Below are 16236 nucleotides of genomic sequence, written 5' to 3' on the forward strand. Positions count from 1 at the left end.
TTTGGTTAACTTGATAGCTGGTTTGGTTGCCTATACCTATTTGCCCAAAAAACCATCGATCGATATTTACCCAAAAGACTTACCTGCACTGCCTCCTGCTATTTTTTAGTTCCGTCGAACTCACGTTAACCCAAAGTCTTTGCTTAAGCTGAATCAAAAAGACCTCTCCCTGATTTTACTACGCAAAATCGTCCCTCTCCGGCTCGGAGAGGGACAGCTTTGAACTTTAGTTCAAGGCAGGGAGAGGTTTGTCGAACTCATCTTAAATTACTCAAAGACCTCGTTTCTTGCTCATCAACGGTCAATGGTTCTGGGGTGTCGCCGCGACATATCCGTACAATAAATTGTTAAGCAGAAATAGATCGCGCATTTCGATGGATATTGATGTCACATTAACTCCATTTTCCAGCACTGATGTCACGCTGCTTAACCGTTGGCTGGTGGCCCCACACGTAGCTCGGTGGTATCCTGACCCGGAAGATCATGTTGGATGGAGCGTAAATCCACCACCCGGCGGAGAGCGGGCACTAATCACAGTAGGAGATCGGCACGTTGGCTACATTCGATGGCAGACAGTTTCTCGCGAGGTCTTGGATTCAGTCGGTCTGCACGAGATACCGGCAGGATCGGTTGACGTAGATATACTCATAGGTGATTCGGATTTCGTTGGTCGTGGGATTGGCCCGAAGGCTCTCCTGCTCTTGCTGTCACAGCTTCGTCAGCGCGGCGATGTCCCGTTGGTCGGACTAACAACGAACATTCAGAACCTGTCTGCTCAACGTGCTTACTCCAAGGCCGGCTTTTACACCTTGCGTGAATACAGTCCTCCTGGATACGGTCGATGCTATCTTATGATCCGCGTTCTCGAAGAAAATGCCTAACAAGGCGATGCAGCCATAGTGGCTGATCTTCGACGTTACATCTTAGAGCTTGTCATGTAACAACCTTGCTTCTTTTAAACTAGAAATCCTTTCTCAGCAAGCTTTCTAGATAATAAATTGTAAAAGTTGTTTCTTGACAAGCTCTTAGTACAGCTTTGCGTAAAATCGTAGCGTTTTTAATGCAAGGGAACGCGTTGGCATTGTCAGTCGATGCATTAGCATTGTCAGTCGATGCGTTGGCATTGTCAATCGATGCATTAGCATTGTCAGCCGATGTATTGGCATTGCCAAATTTAATTCGCTACGAATTAATGAAATGCTGTACTTAGTTTAGGTCGCATAGCTTAGAGCTTTACAAGCGTGCCATTCGGTTCTGAGTAAAAGATATGAGCAAGTTTTCTTAACCTTTTGATGTTCTAAATTTAACTTTCACAGTGCTTTGACGTAACCTATCCTTACCAAAATCAACGGTTAATCTTTTATAGGTGATTAATATTGACAAAATTTGGTCAGATGAATTGAAAAAGAGGCAGGGGAGCAGGGAGCAGGGAGCAAGGGGGATAGAACAGAAAGGGAATGCGACACCTTTCCCGCTCTTTACGAGAACCACTTAATAGAATTGGGGAACTCAGACCCATGTTCCCCCCTTCATTCCACAGCAGTTCTTGATGCGGCCATTCCCCCCGCTCCCTGCCCCTTCCCCCTGCCTCTTCATTGACCTGTAATTCTGAATCTGGAATCCGAGGCTAATTAATGATTTCACATCAAATGCGGCAAATCTCTGGTGCAATTACTGCTGTGTTTTTGGGTTGGGGAGTTGGAATTGCGGTAGCAGATACCCCAAAAACATTAACAGTTTATTCAGGGCGGGATGAAGAAATCATGCGTCCCCTGATTGAGAAAGCGAAAAAAGATTTGGGGCTAAACATTGAAGTCCGCTATGGTGATTCCACAGAACTAGCGATCGCTCTCATTGAAGAAGGCAAAAATAGCCGTGCTGATATATTTTATGCTCAGGATGCGGGTTCATTAGGAGCTATAACCAGAGAAGCACGGACTTTACCTCTCCCTAACCAATTACTCAACAAAGTTGAGCCGCAATTTCGTTCTTCTTCAGGACAATGGGTTGGCATTTCGGGAAGAGCGCGGGTGATTGATTATAATATTAAGCTTGTCAAAACCAGTGAACTGCCCAAAAGTGTACTGCAACTGAGCGATCGCAAATGGCGCGGTAAAGTTGGCTGGGCCCCTACAAACGGTTCTTTTCTCTCCTTTCTAACTGCAATGCGACTGATGGAGGGCGATCAAAAAACCCTAGAGTGGTTGAAAGCTATGAAAGCTAACGGTGTTAAAGCCTACCCTAAAAATAGTGCGATCGTAGAAGCTCTAGGAAAGGGAGAAATCGCTCTGGGATTAGTCAATAACTATTACCTGTATCGGTTTACCAAAACCAATCCCAATTTTCCAGTCGCTATCCACCATACCAAAGGTGATGCAGGAGCTTTGATTAACGTCGCAGGTTTAGCAGTCCTAAAAAGCACTGATCAAAAGAGTGATGCAGAAAAGTTTGTGGCTTATATGCTCAAACCAGAAACCCAAAAGTTCATCACTGAGAATTTTTACGAATATCCATTAGTCACAGGTATTGCGGTAGGGCAAAAGCAATTACCCCTCAAGCAATTGCAACCCCCCAATATTGATTTAAGCAAATTGTCGGATCTCAAGGGAACAATTTCATTAATTCAACAAGCTGATTTGTTGTAAATAGGCGGGAGATAAGGGGACTGATGACTAATGACCAATGACTGATGACTAAAACTCATCCACCTTTATTTTTGGTAGTTACAGCTGGATTAATCGCTGTGGCAATCACTCTGCCTTTGACTTACTTGGTTATGCGAATGGCTGGTGTTGGTGGAAAGGAATTATTGGCTTTGGTCTTGCGTCCTCGCACACTGATAGTTTTGTTTAATAGCGTTGGTTTGGCTGTAGCTACCACTATATTGACAACTGCGATCGCACTACCATTAGCATTTCTCACGCTGCGGACAGATTTACCTTGGCGGCGATTTTGGCTATTGGTAACAACACTACCTTTAGCCATACCTGACTATGTGGGTAGTTTTGCTTTGATTGCTGCTTTTGGCCCGAAAGGTAGCTGGTTGCAACTCTGGCTAGAACCTTTGGGAGTGGAAGCTTTGCCAGAAATATATGGCTGGACTGGCGCAATTTTGGGGCTGACATTATTTTCCTATCCTTACTTACTGCTGAGTATCCAGGCTGGCTTGCAAGGCATCGATCCCAAAATGGAAGAAGCTGCTAGAAGTTTAGGTTGTAACCAAAGAGAAACTTTTTGGCGCATTACCTTACCTGCGTTACGCCCAGCTATCGTCGCGGGAGGATTGCTAGTAGCCCTCAATGCCTTGCAGGATTTTGGCACAACTTCCGTGATGCGGTTTGAGACATTTACGCAAGCAATTTTTTTGCAATACCGATATACATTTGATCGCCATCAGGCGGCGGCGCTGGCTTTGATGCTGGTGAGTTTAGTATTGCTGTTGTTGTGGCTGGAATACAAAATGCGATCGCGGGCTGTTTACTATACCCGTGGTAATAAATCCCACTATGCACCGATATTAATTCATCTGGGGGTTTGGAAAATACCTGCCATCTTGTTTTGCTTCACCGTCACTAGCTTGGCTTTATTCTTGCCTGTAGCTGTAACCGTGTTCTGGCTGGTGCAGGGTTTAGCAAGCTCAGAAGCAGAGCAAATTTTTTCTTGGTTCCAACTAACACAACTCGCCTGGAACTCAGCGTTAGCTTCGGGATTGACCGCCCTAGCTGCTACCTGTTGCGCTCTGCCAATAGCAATCTTGGCTGTGCGCTTTCCTAGTCGAATTACAACAGCCATTGAACGCTGTAGTTACATTGGCTTTGGTTTACCTGGAATTGTAGTTGCCTTTTCGCTAGTGTTTTGGGGAGCAAATTACTTACCTTGGTTGTATCAAACCTTGCCTATGCTGATTTTTGCTTATTTAGTGTTGTTCCTTTCACAGTCTGTAGGAACAGTCAGGAGTTCGCTGCTTCAGGTTAATCCTCAATTAGAAGAATCTGCCCAGAGTTTAAGTAGAAACCCTCGGCAAACCTTCAAAGAAATTACCTTACCACTAGTAACTCCAGGGATTTTAGCAGGAGCTGCATTAGTGTTTTTGAGGGCAATTAAAGAGTTACCTGTCGCTTTGCTGTTAGCGCCCATTGGCTTTAATACCCTAGCCACCCAAATCTGGAAAGCAACGGAAAATGTCTCTTACAGTCAGGCGGCGGCGGCGGCATTAATCATGCTGGTAATTTCCATTAGTTCCACATTCTTGGTTTTGTCTCAAAATCGCTATCAAGAACTCGTCCCAGAAGTACGCCGTAGTTTGCAAAGGGAGGTGGATTGAGGGGAGGCAGGAGGCAGGGGGCAGGGGAGATGAGGGAGATTTCAGCTTTCGAGGTTTGTTAAAGGCTCAACTGTCGAGTAAAAAGGCTCAACTGTCGAGTTCAAAGGCTCAAATGCCGAGTAAAAAGGCTTAACTGCCGAGTAAAAAGGCTCAACTGTCGAGTAAAAAAGCTCAAATGCCGAGTAAAAAGGCTCAACTGCCGAGTTCAGAGGTGGTAATAAAAACAAAACTCACCTTGACAGCGCTATCCCTATCTCCCTCATCTCCCCACTCCCCACTCCCCACTCCCTATTTTTAAGACAGAAGGATGACTCAATGGCTGCATCAGCAATTTTACGGTTGGAGAATGTAACCCTCAAATTTGCTCAAATGAATGCTCCGGCGGTGGCTGGGGTGAGTTTAGTGTTAGCACCAGGGGATGTTCTGGGGTTATTGGGACCTTCAGGGTGCGGGAAAACTACGCTCCTTAGAATTATTGCTGGGTTTGAGTCGCCACAGGCGGGAACTGTAGAAATTGCTGGACAATTAGTAGCAGGTAATGGTCACTGGATACCGCCAGAGCAACGCAATTTTGGGATGCTGTTTCAAGATTATGCTTTGTTTCCACATTTAACTGTGGCTGAGAATGTTGCTTTTGGCTTGCAGTCGGTGAAAAAAAGTGATCGCCGCCAAGAAGTTGCAGAGTTACTAACGTTAGTCAGACTCCCAGGAATAGAAAAGCGCTATCCTCATGAATTATCTGGTGGGCAACAACAACGGGTAGCCCTTGCCCGTGCTTTAGCTCCCCAACCGAAACTTCTACTATTAGATGAACCCTTGAGCAATCTAGACTTACAAGTGCGGCTGAAATTGCGCGAGGAAGTGTTAGCAATTCTCAAAAATAAAGGTATATCGGGTATATTTGTCACCCACGATCAACAAGAAGCCCTAGCGATCGCTGATCAATTAGGGGTGATGCGGCAAGGCAAATTCGAGCAAATAGACACACCAGAAGCGGTTTATACTCAGCCAGCGTCTCGCTTTGTAGCCGAATTTGTCACTCAAGCCAACTTTTTGCCAGCGCAGTTGCAAGGAAATTGCTGGGCAACCGAAATTGGATGTTTTGCCGTGGAAAGTAAGATTTTTCAAGACAAAGGAGATTTAATGATCCGCGAAGAGGACATTATTTTGCACCCAGCTAGTGATGGTGCAATGAAGATTGAGACACGCTTCTTTTTAGGACATGAATATCGATATAGCTTGTATACTCCCTCTGGAAAGAAGTTGTATGCACGAACACCAGCCAGCATATCTTTACCCATTGGTACACAAGTAAATCTGTCAATAGCAAACACAGCCAACTTAAAGTTGTTCAACAGTCATCAGTCATCAGTCATCAATCAACATTCAACAATCAACACAAAATATTATGAATTGGGAAATCGTTCTCGCTAGTTTTGCTAGCTCTTTAATTGAATTAGTCGAGATTCTGGGTATAGTCATCGTTGTTGGAAGGTTGGCAGGTTGGCGTAATGCCCTGGTTGGTTCAGGCGGTGGCATTGCCTTGACGTTACTGCTATCTTTGGTCTTAGGAAAAAGTTTGACACTGATCCCTGTAGATATTCTTAGAATTGTGGCAGGAGTTTTACTACTACTTTTTGGCCAAAAGTGGACACGTTCTATAGTTAGGTATTATGCCGGTCTTCCCAAAAAACGTAAAGGTGGCGGGGAAGATAGTCTGGAGGATCAACTAGCAAAAGATGAGAATCAATCTGGCTGGAACTGGTTTGCTGTTGTCACCACCTTTAAGGGTGCGTTGTTGGATAGTGTAGAAGTAGCGATCGCTGTTGTAACTTTGGGTGCTGCCGAAGGTGAATGGCTAGAAGCGATTAGTGGCGCTAGTTTTGCGGCATTCGGTTTAGTGGTATTTGCCTTATTATTCAGAGCGCCACTCCAGCAAGTACCCGTCAAACCGATGAAATTTGTGGCGGCGATGCTGCTGATGGGATTTGGTGTTTACTGGCTGGGTGCAGGATTGGATGTGAAATGGCCTGGTGGTCACTGGGCAATTATTTGGTTGCCTTTAGCTTGGGGTGTGGGTATGGCGATCGCCTCGGCAATTTGGCGTTGGCAAGTTAGTTTACAAAAACCAGAGGAAGCGATCGGTTAGGTGACTAAGCTGATACGCGTCTAAAGTATATAAACACTCTTGATGGTCGTTGACTGTTGACTGTTGACGGTTAACAGTTATCAGTCATCAGGTAAATGTACAAATTAAATGCGTAACAACTTACTAAATTTTTTAACATTTAGTCAATCTCAATTACTCTGAAAGTAACCTCACCTTACCCTGCTCTTAACTAGTAAATAGGAATATTGGCTGCGTAGGCAAGAAATTTTGATGTGTGAAACAGCAAATGCTCAATTTCAAGCGTAAGCGATATCTCCTACTTAGCCTGCTGGTCGCAGTGGTGATAGTAGTAAGTAGTATACAAATAGTTACAGCCCAGCTTGCTACTAGCCGTGTTGGTGATCTACCTGAAGGTGGAGCATTACTACCCACAGGTCAAGTGATTACACCCGCAGCTGCCCCAGGCTCGACGTTTGCACGTTTGGCGACTGGTTTGCGTACAGATAATAATGCTGATGCTGCCGAAGCTGTAACCACAGCCCTCAGCCCCGATGGTAAAACTCTACTGGTACTTACCAGTGGCTATAACCAGAACTTCAGGAGTCAAAATGGTGCTGATCTCACTTATCCGGTCTTAGACCCATTAACTGGCAAACCAAGTGCTACGAGAACTTCAAAAGCTGAATGGGTTTTTGTCTTTGATGTCAGCAACGGTAAGTTAGTTAAGCAGCAGCAGATTAACATTCCCAATACATATAATGGCCTAGCTTGGGCAAAAGACGGCACACGCTTTTATGTATCAGGTGGCATTGACGATCGCGTTTATGCTTATGCCTCCAATGGCAACCAGTACTTGCCAGATGCTCCCTTTATTTTGCTAGGTCACAATTCCGAACAAACTGCGCCCTTCTCTAGCTACGATGGTGGTTTGTTGAAGAACACACCAGCTGAAACTGTGGCAACAGGAGCAGTTGTAGCTGGCCTTGATGTCAGCAAAGATGGCAAAACTTTAGTAGCTGCTAATTTTGAGAACGACTCAATATCAATTGTTGATATTACTAATCGTAAGGTACTCAGAGAAATTAAGTTCTTTAGACCAGGCGATCGAATACCAACAGGAGAATTCCCTTTTGATGTAGCCATCAAGAGTGCAGAAAACGGTGCGGCATCTAAAGTCTTTGTTACTAGCCAACGCGATAACGAGGTGGTTGCTGTTAACATTGCTTCCGGGCAAATTACCCGTATACCTGTAGGTAGCCAACCAAACAAAGTAACGCTCTCGAGTGACCAAAAGCGACTGTATGTAGCTAACGGTAATAGTGACTCTGTTTCAGTCATTGACACAAATACCAATAACGTTGTCCAAACTATCTATCTGTCTCGACCTAGTGATAAGTACAAAGGAGCAAATCCCAACTCTGTGGCTCTGAGTCCAGATGAACGTCAGCTTTACGTGACTTTAGGTGGTGAGAACGCTGTTGCTGTTGTAGACTTGCAATCATCTGGTCGGGTGATTGGACGTATCCCAACTGGGTGGTATCCAAATTCTGTAAGCGTCAGTAAGGATGGTCAAAACCTATACGTTGTCAATGCCAAGAGCAATTCTGGCCCCAACCCCTCAAATAACCGAACAACACCAGCCGGACTAGCACGCAACGCAACTTTTAGAAATGAGTATACCTGGGCTTTAGAAAAAGCTGGAATCTCAGTTATTCCAGTTCCTAAAGGTGGAACTTTAGCTAGGCTTTCAGAGCAGGTAGACAGAAACAACGGTTTCTACAATCGCCGTCCTGACCGGACGATGAAGTTTCTCCAGGACAAGATTAAGCACGTCATCTACATCGTTAAAGAAAATCGTACCTACGATCAGGTACTCGGTGATTTACCTGTTGGCAATGGTGATCCCGCGCTGGCTTTATTCCCGCAACCAATTTCACCCAACCATCACAAGTTAGCTCTTGACTTTGTGACTTTTGATAACTTCTATGATTCTGGTGAGTCAAGCGGTGTGGGCTGGAACTGGTCTACTTATGCAAGAACAACTGATTACACTGAAAAAACTCAGTCAGTACTTTATGGTAACGCTGGGTTTAACGGTCTGACCTACGACTACGAAGGTACTAACCGTAATATCAACCTTGCTCTACCGCAAACTTCCTCTAATCCCTCGCAATTCAATACACGAGTAACGGGAGTGTTAGATTCCTCTGGTAAATCTTCTATTTTGCCTGGAACTAGAGATGTAAATGCCCCCGTAGGCGATGGTGAACTGAATTCAAATGCTATCGGCGGCTATCTTTGGGATGCAGCATTGCGTGCTGGTAAGACTGTACGCAATTACGGTTTCTTCGTTGATGGCAACTACAGTACTACCCAAGCAGATCCCACAAAACCAGATCCCACTAACCCGCGTTACATCCCCATCTCCCCAAATCCTGCTGCTGATAATATTCCTCAAGCTGTAGCTGCTAAAGTTGCATTGTTGGATAAAACTGACAACTATTTCCGGGGATACGACCAGAAGCAACCAGACATTTATCTCTACAACGAATGGGCACGGGATATTGATAGCTATCTGGCAAGGAATGAATTACCCAACTTGTCACTAGTGCGTTTGCCTCACGACCACTTTGGTGATTTTGGTAACGCTGTAGCTGGTTTGAATACTGCCGCACTGCAAATGGCTGATAATGATTATGCCGTCGGCTTGCTAGTGGAAAAAATCTCCAAGTCTCCTCTGTGGAAAGAGACTGCGATCGTTATTGTAGAAGATGATTGCCAAAATGGCCCTGACCATATTGATAGTCATCGCTCAGTAGCCTATATCATTTCACCTTACACTAAGCGAAATGTCGTAGTTAGTACTAACTACAACACTGTCAGCCTGGTGCGGACAATGGAAGATTTACTGAACATTGGTTATTTAGGAATCACTGATGCCAATGCCAAACCAATGTCAGATGCATTCACTAGAGAAGCAAACTTTACTCTTTATAAAGCTGTTGTACCAGGTAATTTGTGTGGTGAACCTGTAGACCCCAAACTAGTACCAGCTTGCCAAGACAAGAATGTAGAAAAGACAGCAGCTATTCCCTCTCTGCGTAACAAACAGTGGTGGGCGCAAGCAACCCAAGACTTCAACTTTGAAGTTGAAGATAAGTTAGATCCTGAGAAATTCAACCGCGTACTTTGGGCCGGCATTCAAGGCGACAAAGTGCCTTATCCAACAGAGCGGAGCCATGCCGACCTTCGCCAAAATCGCGCGCAGCTACTCGGTAAATTGAGTTTGAGTACAGATAACCTCTCTGCTCAAGCAAACTAATCAAATCCAGGCTTGATTTTCCCTAGCTCCTTGAAAAAGGAGCTAGGAGAGCATAGAGAATTAGGAATTATATCAAGCCTATTTACATAGTTTTCGTGAGAATTACTTACAGAAATTTATCTTGAAGGAAATTGATATGAAATTGGTTTCGCAATTAACGCTTGCTACTAGTTGTGCCTTAGTTTTTGCTATTGTGGGAGCTAAATCAGTATCTGCCGCACTGATTAATTACGCTTTCACGGTCGATAGTTCTATAACTAAAAGAGAAGGTTTCTTTAGCTACAATGACTTAACTTTTAGTGAGGATAATATTCCGGTAGCAATAGTTAACTCACTAAATTTTCAATTCGACAACGACCCTAACATTTACACCGAAAAGGATGATACTGAATATCCAGGATATCCCATTGTATTTCCAACCACATTCTTAACAGGTATCGAATCTGTTGGATTGCAATATGTCTTCCCCGATAAAGCTAATCCTTCAAGTTCCATCACATACAAAATTGATGGATATGATTTTGCAATTACTTCTGCCGATGATATCCAAATCGGTTCAGGTAAAGTTACTTATAGGCAAGTTCCTGAGCCTAAAATCTTAGGTGGCAGTTTCATTGCTTGCAGCATTGGCTGGCTCATGAAGAAAAAATTAACATTAGACAAAAAGGTTAAAGCTTAACCTAAAGTTTAGTTTAACAAAGTAGGGAATATTGTCATTTTTAAAGCATATTCCCTAACTAAAAGACTGTATTGGAAAAACTAGCGAAATTATTTAAATTAACTTTCAAGAAACACTTTCCTTAGGGTGAGAAATAGGAATAAGTTCCAAACCAAGAGCCTGACAGCCTCACTAAGCTTAGAAACTAAATAAAGACTGATTTAAGCTAGTTTTTTCGGTTCTTCCGCTAGTTTTATGGTGTTTAATAAAATTTAGTGAATTTTATGAACTACATTTTAGTGAAATATTTGCTATACAATCATTTCAACAATTTTACATATACTTAAATAATCGAGTTAACTTAATTTATACTATAACACAGTAAAGTTTTAGGCGATCGCTATGAAATTTCCTGTAGAGCAAATCCTGAATCTACCTGATATGAAAATATTAGATTGTCAAGAAAATGAAGGAGGAGAAATAATTATAACTGTAGAAAAAGACGAAAACTATTCAACGTGTCCATCTTGTAGAAAAAATACTCACAGCATACATCAAAATCATTGGCGGATGATTCATGATTTACCTTGGAGCCAAAAACCAGTACTTTTAAAAATAAACCGTCGCCAATTTAAATGTCACAAATGTAAAAAAGTATTTAGTGAGAATCTAGACTTTGTAGATAAAAGTAAAGGATATACTAAAAGATTAGCAATAGACATAGTACAACAAGTATTAAATAGTAATATTCATAGTGTCGCCAAAAGAAATGGACTAAGCGATGAAGAAGTTGAATCAATGGTCAAAGGACAAGTATCACAAATATTAAACATCAACTTAAATCAGTTAAAAAGGTTAGGTATAGATGAAATTGCCTTAGTTAAAGGACAAGGAGATTACTTAGCAGTATTAGTAGATTTAGATATTTATAAACCAGTTGAAATAGTGCAATCACGACGAATAGAATATATCCGTGAAGTACTTATCAGTTGGGGAGTTGATGTACTTAATCAAATTGAAGAGGTGAGCATTGATCTCTGGTTGCCCTATAAAAGTTTAGTAGAAGAGTTAATGCCAAATACTAATATCACTGCTGATAGGTTTCATGTAATAAAACAAGTTACGTATGAATTAGATACCATGCGTAAAGCTGAGAAAAAAGCAGCAATGTCGTTAGATGATAAATCAGAAAAAATCCGAAGATTAGAGGCATTAAATAAAACTAAGTATAGCTTACTTAAAAATGAAGATTCCTTAAATAATAAGCAAAAAGAAAAATTAAAAACCGTGCGAGAAGTCTTGCCAAATCTCGCTAAAATGCACGCACTTAAAGAAGAATTTCGCCAGATATTTGAAACAACTAAATCTTGGGGAGATAGCATAACAAAATTATTAGATTGGATGTATGATGCCCGTTCATATTTTCCCAAAAGTCTAGGTACAATGGTAAGATGGTTTGGGGAAATAGTTGGTTATTTTGACGGCAGAACTACCAGTGGTACTGTAGAAGGAATTAATAATAAACTCAAGTTAATTAAAAGGCTTGAATACGGCTTTAGTAACTTTACCAATTTTAGATTACGCAGTTTATTAAACTGGCACTTTACTATTAATTCTCCATAAAAATAGCCGAAGAGCCGTTTTTTCTAAATTTGAGCATTAGCAATGTGTTTACAGTTCCACGCTAACAAATAGTCCAAGTCGTAGACCAACGCACCTCCGGTCACAATAGGCACATACCCAATTACCCAAATTGGGTTTCCGAAAATTCGGTCAAACGGAAAATGCGAATTTAGAAAGTAACCGTAAAGATACGAACTTGTATCCCACTTATAACCTATTCATAACCTCTCTATCATCGATAATCCGGTAGTCTAAATTGCTGAATGGAATGATATGGGCAGAAGCTACTTGTCAAAAATGCATTCACGGATTTGAAAAATAATTGAGGATATAATGACGACCAAGCTTGGCTATTCAATGTTACGACGCTTTACTACTACACATTTGCTGCGTAAAGTGTGTTTAGTCGCCCTGACTTTACCGTTCCTGGCATCTCCAACCACTAGTTTGGTGGTTGCCAGAGAGAAGAAGAACGCGAATGCGCCATACGAGATCGGACTTTGGGGAGATTTACCTTACTCGGACGCGCAGGAGGTTGGGGTAACAAGACTAATTGACGACATGAATTTGCAAAAACTTTCTTTCACCGTCCATAATGGCGATCTCAAAGCCGGTTCTAACAGCCTTTGCGACAACGCGCTGTATACCAAGGCACTCGGCTATTTCAACGCTCTGGAGGCACCAGCAGCCTTCACACCGGGTGACAACGATTGGACAGACTGCGATCGCCCTTCAAATGGTGGATTTAATTCACTTGAACGCCTCGACTACGAGCGTCTAGTATTCTTCAACACGAATTTTTCTTTAGGGCAGCGTCGGCTAGCCCAGGAAGTGCAGACTTCACAGATGTGCCTTGGTGTCAACGGTGCAGTGCCCTGTCTTGAAAACCGTCGCTGGACAGTCGGCAGAGTTACTTATGCGACACTCAATATCCAAGGTTCGTGTAATAATCTGTGCGACATTGCGCCTAACTCAACGGAGTATACGGTACGAAACGCAGCCAATATTGCATGGATGAAAGAAACCTTTAGAGTGGCAAAAGAAGGCAACTCGGCGGCGGTGATGTTGATCTCCCAAGCTAATCCAGGGTGGGATCAGACCGACCAAACTAGAGCGCCTTTGCGTGATCCAAAGACGCTCGTGCAAACCGATGGGCAGCCTGATGGCTTCAAGGACTTTTTATTAGCATTGCGCGATCAGGCGATCACTTTCCGTAAGCCGATTGCATACGTACATGGCGACTCGCACTACTTCCGTATTGACAAGCCATTTCTAGATGTCCAAGGCAGACGTATAGAGAACTTCACTCGTGTCGAGACATTTGGCAACAATGCGGCGAACGGCACCAACGATGTGCAATGGGTTAAGGTAAGCGTCGATCCCCGTAGCCGAGAGGTGTTTTCATATCAGCCACAGATTGTTCCCAGTAATCGAGTAGCGGTTCCGGCTCCGTAATGCTATACGGTTTTTAACCAACGATGTTGAGCTTTTGTCGCAATAGTTATTTGCGCGACCTCACATAAATCAGCACGTTCTGGCACAGGTATGAATTCGTGCCATTCCTCACTAGATAGTTAATACACAATCACAGGTAGGCAGAGAGAAATGGCAGATTTGTTTTTTTCCGAGTATGTAGAGGGCAGCAGTAACAACAAAGCTCTTGAAATTTACAACAGCACTGGGGCTGCAATCAACTTATCGGCAGAAGGTTACGTTGTGCAGATGTACTTCAATGGCAATAGTACTCCTGCTACAACAATCAACTTGACAGGTACAGTAGCAAATGGGGATGTATTTGTCCTTGCTCAAAGTCTTGCTAATGCGACGATTATCGCTCAGGCAGATCAAACCAGTAGCGCTTCCTGGTACAACGGCGACGATGCGATTGTCCTACGTAAGGGTGGAACCAGTGGTAGCATCGTAGATGTAATCGGTCAGATTGGTGTTGATCCAGGGACTGAGTGGGGTACAGGACTAACTAGCACAGCAGATAACACACTGCGCCGCAAGAGTAGCATCACAATGGATGATACCAACCCTGATGATGTATTTGAACCAAATGTACAATGGCTTGGGTTTGCTACAGATACGTTTGACGGATTGGGAAGCTACACAACTGATGGCGGTAATACTGCCTGACTTTTCACGTTATGTGGAAAAGCGCACGAAAAACCTAACCCCCTAACCCCCAACCCGTGGCGGGAAGGGGGAAAATTCAAAGTCTCTCTCCTTAAAGGAAGAGAGAAATAGAAGTGAGGTTTTCCAGATCCCGTGAAAAGTCAGGTAATACTGCTGGGGTGACAATCACTCAATCTGGCGGCAGCACAGATGTCAACGAAGCAGGTGAAACTACTGACACCTACACGATCGCACTAAATACCGTGCCGACTGGTGCTGTAAACATTGCGATCGCAGCAGACGGAGAAACGCAAATCAGTAGCGACGGTATAAACTTCTTCAATTCAGTAACACTGTCCTTAAGCAACACTACTTCTCAAACAGTGACTGTTAGGGCAGTTAATGATGCGGACATGGAAGGCTCTCCTCATAACGGTGTAATTACCCACTCGATTACCAGTAGTGCTGACCCTGCCTACTCCAACACCTCTACACCAATTCCAAATCTCAACGTTAATGTTACCGATAACGACGTTGCCCTCATGCTAACGCCAATCTACACTATTCAAGGAGCTGGCGACGCTAGCCCTTTTGCTGGCAACAATACATTCTACACCACTGAAGGTGTAGTGGTGGGAGATTTTCAGGGTAGTACGGGTCTGAACGGTTTCTACATCCAAGACTCCACAGGGGACGGCAACTCAGCAACCTCTGATGGCATCTTTGTTTTTGCCCCTTCAAGCATTGATGTCAACGTAGGTGATGTTGTACAAGTTACAGGAAAAGTTTCTGAATCCTTCAATCAGACGCAAATCGATAGCCTGACCAGTTTAAACGTGGTAGGTTCAGGGACAGTTGCCCCCACTGTAGTAGATTTACCTATAGCAACCGTAACAAGCCTGGAACGCTACGAGGGAACGCTCGTCACCTTCCCGGAAACTCTAACCGTCACCGAGAACTTCAACTTGGCTCGTTTTGGTGAGGTCGTACTATCGGCTGAGGGGCGGTTGTTTAATCCCACGAACTTCATCGATTCGACTGACATCCCCTCCTCTGAAACAGAAAATGATGAAAACAACGTAGCTGCTGTGACGCTTGAGCAGAATATCAACAACAGCCGAAGAATTTTAGTGGATGATAGGAGCAATACTCAAAATCCTACGACTATCCCCTACCTCAATGCCAATAACACCTTGCGGACGGGTGATACAACCACGAACCTGACTGGTGTGCTTGGCTACGGATTCAACAATTATCGGCTTCAGCCAACGGTTACACCTGTATTTAACCAGACTAATCCCCGCACCTCTGCACCAGAGAACGTTGGGGGTAATATTAAAGTTGCTAGCTTCAATGTGTTGAATTACTTCAATGGAGATGGCGCGGGGGGCGGATTCCCTACATCTCGCGGCGCAGATTCTGCTATTGAGTTTGAGCGACAAAATGCCAAGATTGTCAGTGCGATCGCAGCGCTTAATGCTGATGTCGTTGGTTTAATTGAAATTGAAAATGATGGTGATGATGCCAATTCCGCGATCGCTAATTTAGTTAATAGTCTCAACGGCAACATCGGCGCTAAAGTCTACGATTATATCCGAGCATTAGCAACTTCTCGCCCTACGCCACCTCCACCAGAGATTGCTTGAGCTAGTTGGACGAGTTGAGGTGCAAAAATAATTCCCACAGTGACACTGACCAGGTTAAAGAGCAAGTGAAAAACGCCTGTTCTTAGAGCCGCGCTACCTGTAGCGAACTGCAAACATAAACGCTTCAAACCGCAAACAAGGCATTTTTGAAACCACATTAACTGCAAATAAAGGGGGTCTCAAAACCACATTATTTGCAAATGAAACTGCAAACATAATTTTCAAACTGCAAACAAGGGTTTTCAAACCACATTAACTGCAAATAAGCCGTAACTCCTACAGTGACTAGGTTAGGGGATTTATAGTCCCAAAAATGTCCATCTTTTATGAACTTTTATACTGGACATATATGCACGGTTTTCGTGGTTTAATTTGAACTAATACCGTTCGATTAAATATCAAAAGCTGTTTAAACCGACAGTCAAGGTGGCTATG

General features: G+C 43.4%; 13 protein-coding genes and 1 pseudogene. 13 read left to right on the plus strand and 1 reads right to left on the minus strand.

All coding sequences use genetic code 11. The features are described from left to right. From LC586_RS43045 to LC586_RS35690, 5 genes and pseudogenes are all read left to right on the plus strand, one after another. Positions 1–109 (plus strand): annotated as a pseudogene (locus tag LC586_RS43045) (IS982 family transposase); the annotation flags it as partial. Positions 110–374: 265 nt separating this feature from the next. Continuing rightward, positions 375–881, plus strand: coding sequence for a GNAT family N-acetyltransferase (locus LC586_RS35675; RefSeq protein WP_229490223.1), 507 nt, complete (start codon positions 375–377; stop codon positions 879–881). Positions 882–1060: 179 nt separating this feature from the next. After that, positions 1061–1210, plus strand: coding sequence for a hypothetical protein (locus tag LC586_RS35680; RefSeq protein ID WP_229490225.1), 150 nt, complete (start codon positions 1061–1063; stop codon positions 1208–1210). A gap of 424 nt (positions 1211–1634) precedes the next feature. Continuing rightward, positions 1635–2645 (plus strand): iron ABC transporter substrate-binding protein, encoded by a 1011-nt coding sequence (locus LC586_RS35685; RefSeq protein ID WP_229490227.1) that lies wholly within the window; start codon positions 1635–1637, stop codon positions 2643–2645. 44 nt (positions 2646–2689) lie between these two features. Further along, complete coding sequence (locus tag LC586_RS35690) at positions 2690–4324, plus strand: ABC transporter permease (protein ID WP_229490229.1); 1635 nt, start codon at positions 2690–2692, stop codon at positions 4322–4324. 41 nt (positions 4325–4365) lie between these two features. Here the strand turns inward: LC586_RS35690 and LC586_RS35695 are convergent, their stop codons facing one another. Beyond that, positions 4366–4551, minus strand: coding sequence for a hypothetical protein (locus LC586_RS35695; RefSeq protein ID WP_229490231.1), 186 nt, complete (start codon positions 4549–4551; stop codon positions 4366–4368). A gap of 88 nt (positions 4552–4639) precedes the next feature. Here LC586_RS35695 and LC586_RS35700 point away from each other — a divergent pair, with 88 nt between their 5' ends. The 8 genes from LC586_RS35700 (at position 4640) to LC586_RS35735 (ending at position 15801) form a co-directional block, all read left to right on the plus strand. Further along, positions 4640–5758 (plus strand): ABC transporter ATP-binding protein, encoded by a 1119-nt coding sequence (locus LC586_RS35700; RefSeq protein ID WP_229490233.1) that lies wholly within the window; start codon positions 4640–4642, stop codon positions 5756–5758. After that, positions 5733–6473 (plus strand): COG4280 domain-containing protein, encoded by a 741-nt coding sequence (locus tag LC586_RS35705; RefSeq protein ID WP_229490236.1) that lies wholly within the window; start codon positions 5733–5735, stop codon positions 6471–6473. Before LC586_RS35700 ends, LC586_RS35705 begins: the two co-directional genes overlap by 26 nt. 247 nt (positions 6474–6720) lie before the next feature. After that, the gene (locus LC586_RS35710; protein WP_229490238.1) at positions 6721–9756 is read left to right on the plus strand and encodes a bifunctional YncE family protein/alkaline phosphatase family protein; all 3036 of its coding nucleotides are present in this window, start codon (positions 6721–6723) and stop codon (positions 9754–9756) included. A gap of 121 nt (positions 9757–9877) precedes the next feature. After that, positions 9878–10435, plus strand: a complete 558-nt coding sequence (locus LC586_RS35715) for a PEP-CTERM sorting domain-containing protein (protein WP_229490240.1) — start codon at positions 9878–9880, stop codon at positions 10433–10435. Positions 10436–10816: 381 nt separating this feature from the next. After that, positions 10817–12037, plus strand: a complete 1221-nt coding sequence (locus LC586_RS35720; RefSeq protein WP_229490242.1) for an ISL3 family transposase — start codon at positions 10817–10819, stop codon at positions 12035–12037. Between the two features lie 333 nt (positions 12038–12370). Further along, the gene (locus LC586_RS35725) at positions 12371–13492 is read left to right on the plus strand and encodes a hypothetical protein (protein ID WP_229490243.1); all 1122 of its coding nucleotides are present in this window, start codon (positions 12371–12373) and stop codon (positions 13490–13492) included. Between the two features lie 150 nt (positions 13493–13642). After that, on the plus strand, positions 13643–14176 hold the full coding sequence (locus LC586_RS35730) for a lamin tail domain-containing protein (protein WP_229490244.1): 534 nt from the start codon (positions 13643–13645) through the stop codon (positions 14174–14176). A 113-nt stretch (positions 14177–14289) separates the two neighbouring features. Further along, complete coding sequence (locus LC586_RS35735) at positions 14290–15801, plus strand: ExeM/NucH family extracellular endonuclease (protein ID WP_309143428.1); 1512 nt, start codon at positions 14290–14292, stop codon at positions 15799–15801. Positions 15802–16236: the final 435 nt, after the last annotated feature.

The sequence above is a fragment of the Nostoc favosum CHAB5714 genome, from assembly GCF_020829495.1.
GTDB lineage: Bacteria > Cyanobacteriota > Cyanobacteriia > Cyanobacteriales > Nostocaceae > Nostoc > Nostoc favosum.

Excerpts from the sequence above, each read along its gene's own strand:
- LC586_RS35675 (WP_229490223.1), top strand. The coding sequence starts at position 375 with ATGGATATTGATGTCACATTAACTCCATTTTCCAGCACTGATGTCACG.
- LC586_RS35680 (WP_229490225.1), top strand. The coding sequence starts at position 1,061 with ATGCAAGGGAACGCGTTGGCATTGTCAGTCGATGCATTAGCATTGTCA.
- LC586_RS35685 (WP_229490227.1), top strand. The coding sequence starts at position 1,635 with ATGATTTCACATCAAATGCGGCAAATCTCTGGTGCAATTACTGCTGTG.
- LC586_RS35690 (WP_229490229.1), top strand. The coding sequence starts at position 2,690 with ATGACTAAAACTCATCCACCTTTATTTTTGGTAGTTACAGCTGGATTA.
- LC586_RS35700 (WP_229490233.1), top strand. The coding sequence starts at position 4,640 with ATGGCTGCATCAGCAATTTTACGGTTGGAGAATGTAACCCTCAAATTT.
- LC586_RS35705 (WP_229490236.1), top strand. The coding sequence starts at position 5,733 with ATGAATTGGGAAATCGTTCTCGCTAGTTTTGCTAGCTCTTTAATTGAA.
- LC586_RS35710 (WP_229490238.1), top strand. The coding sequence starts at position 6,721 with ATGCTCAATTTCAAGCGTAAGCGATATCTCCTACTTAGCCTGCTGGTC.
- LC586_RS35720 (WP_229490242.1), top strand. The coding sequence starts at position 10,817 with ATGAAATTTCCTGTAGAGCAAATCCTGAATCTACCTGATATGAAAATA.
- LC586_RS35725 (WP_229490243.1), top strand. The coding sequence starts at position 12,371 with ATGACGACCAAGCTTGGCTATTCAATGTTACGACGCTTTACTACTACA.
- LC586_RS35730 (WP_229490244.1), top strand. The coding sequence starts at position 13,643 with ATGGCAGATTTGTTTTTTTCCGAGTATGTAGAGGGCAGCAGTAACAAC.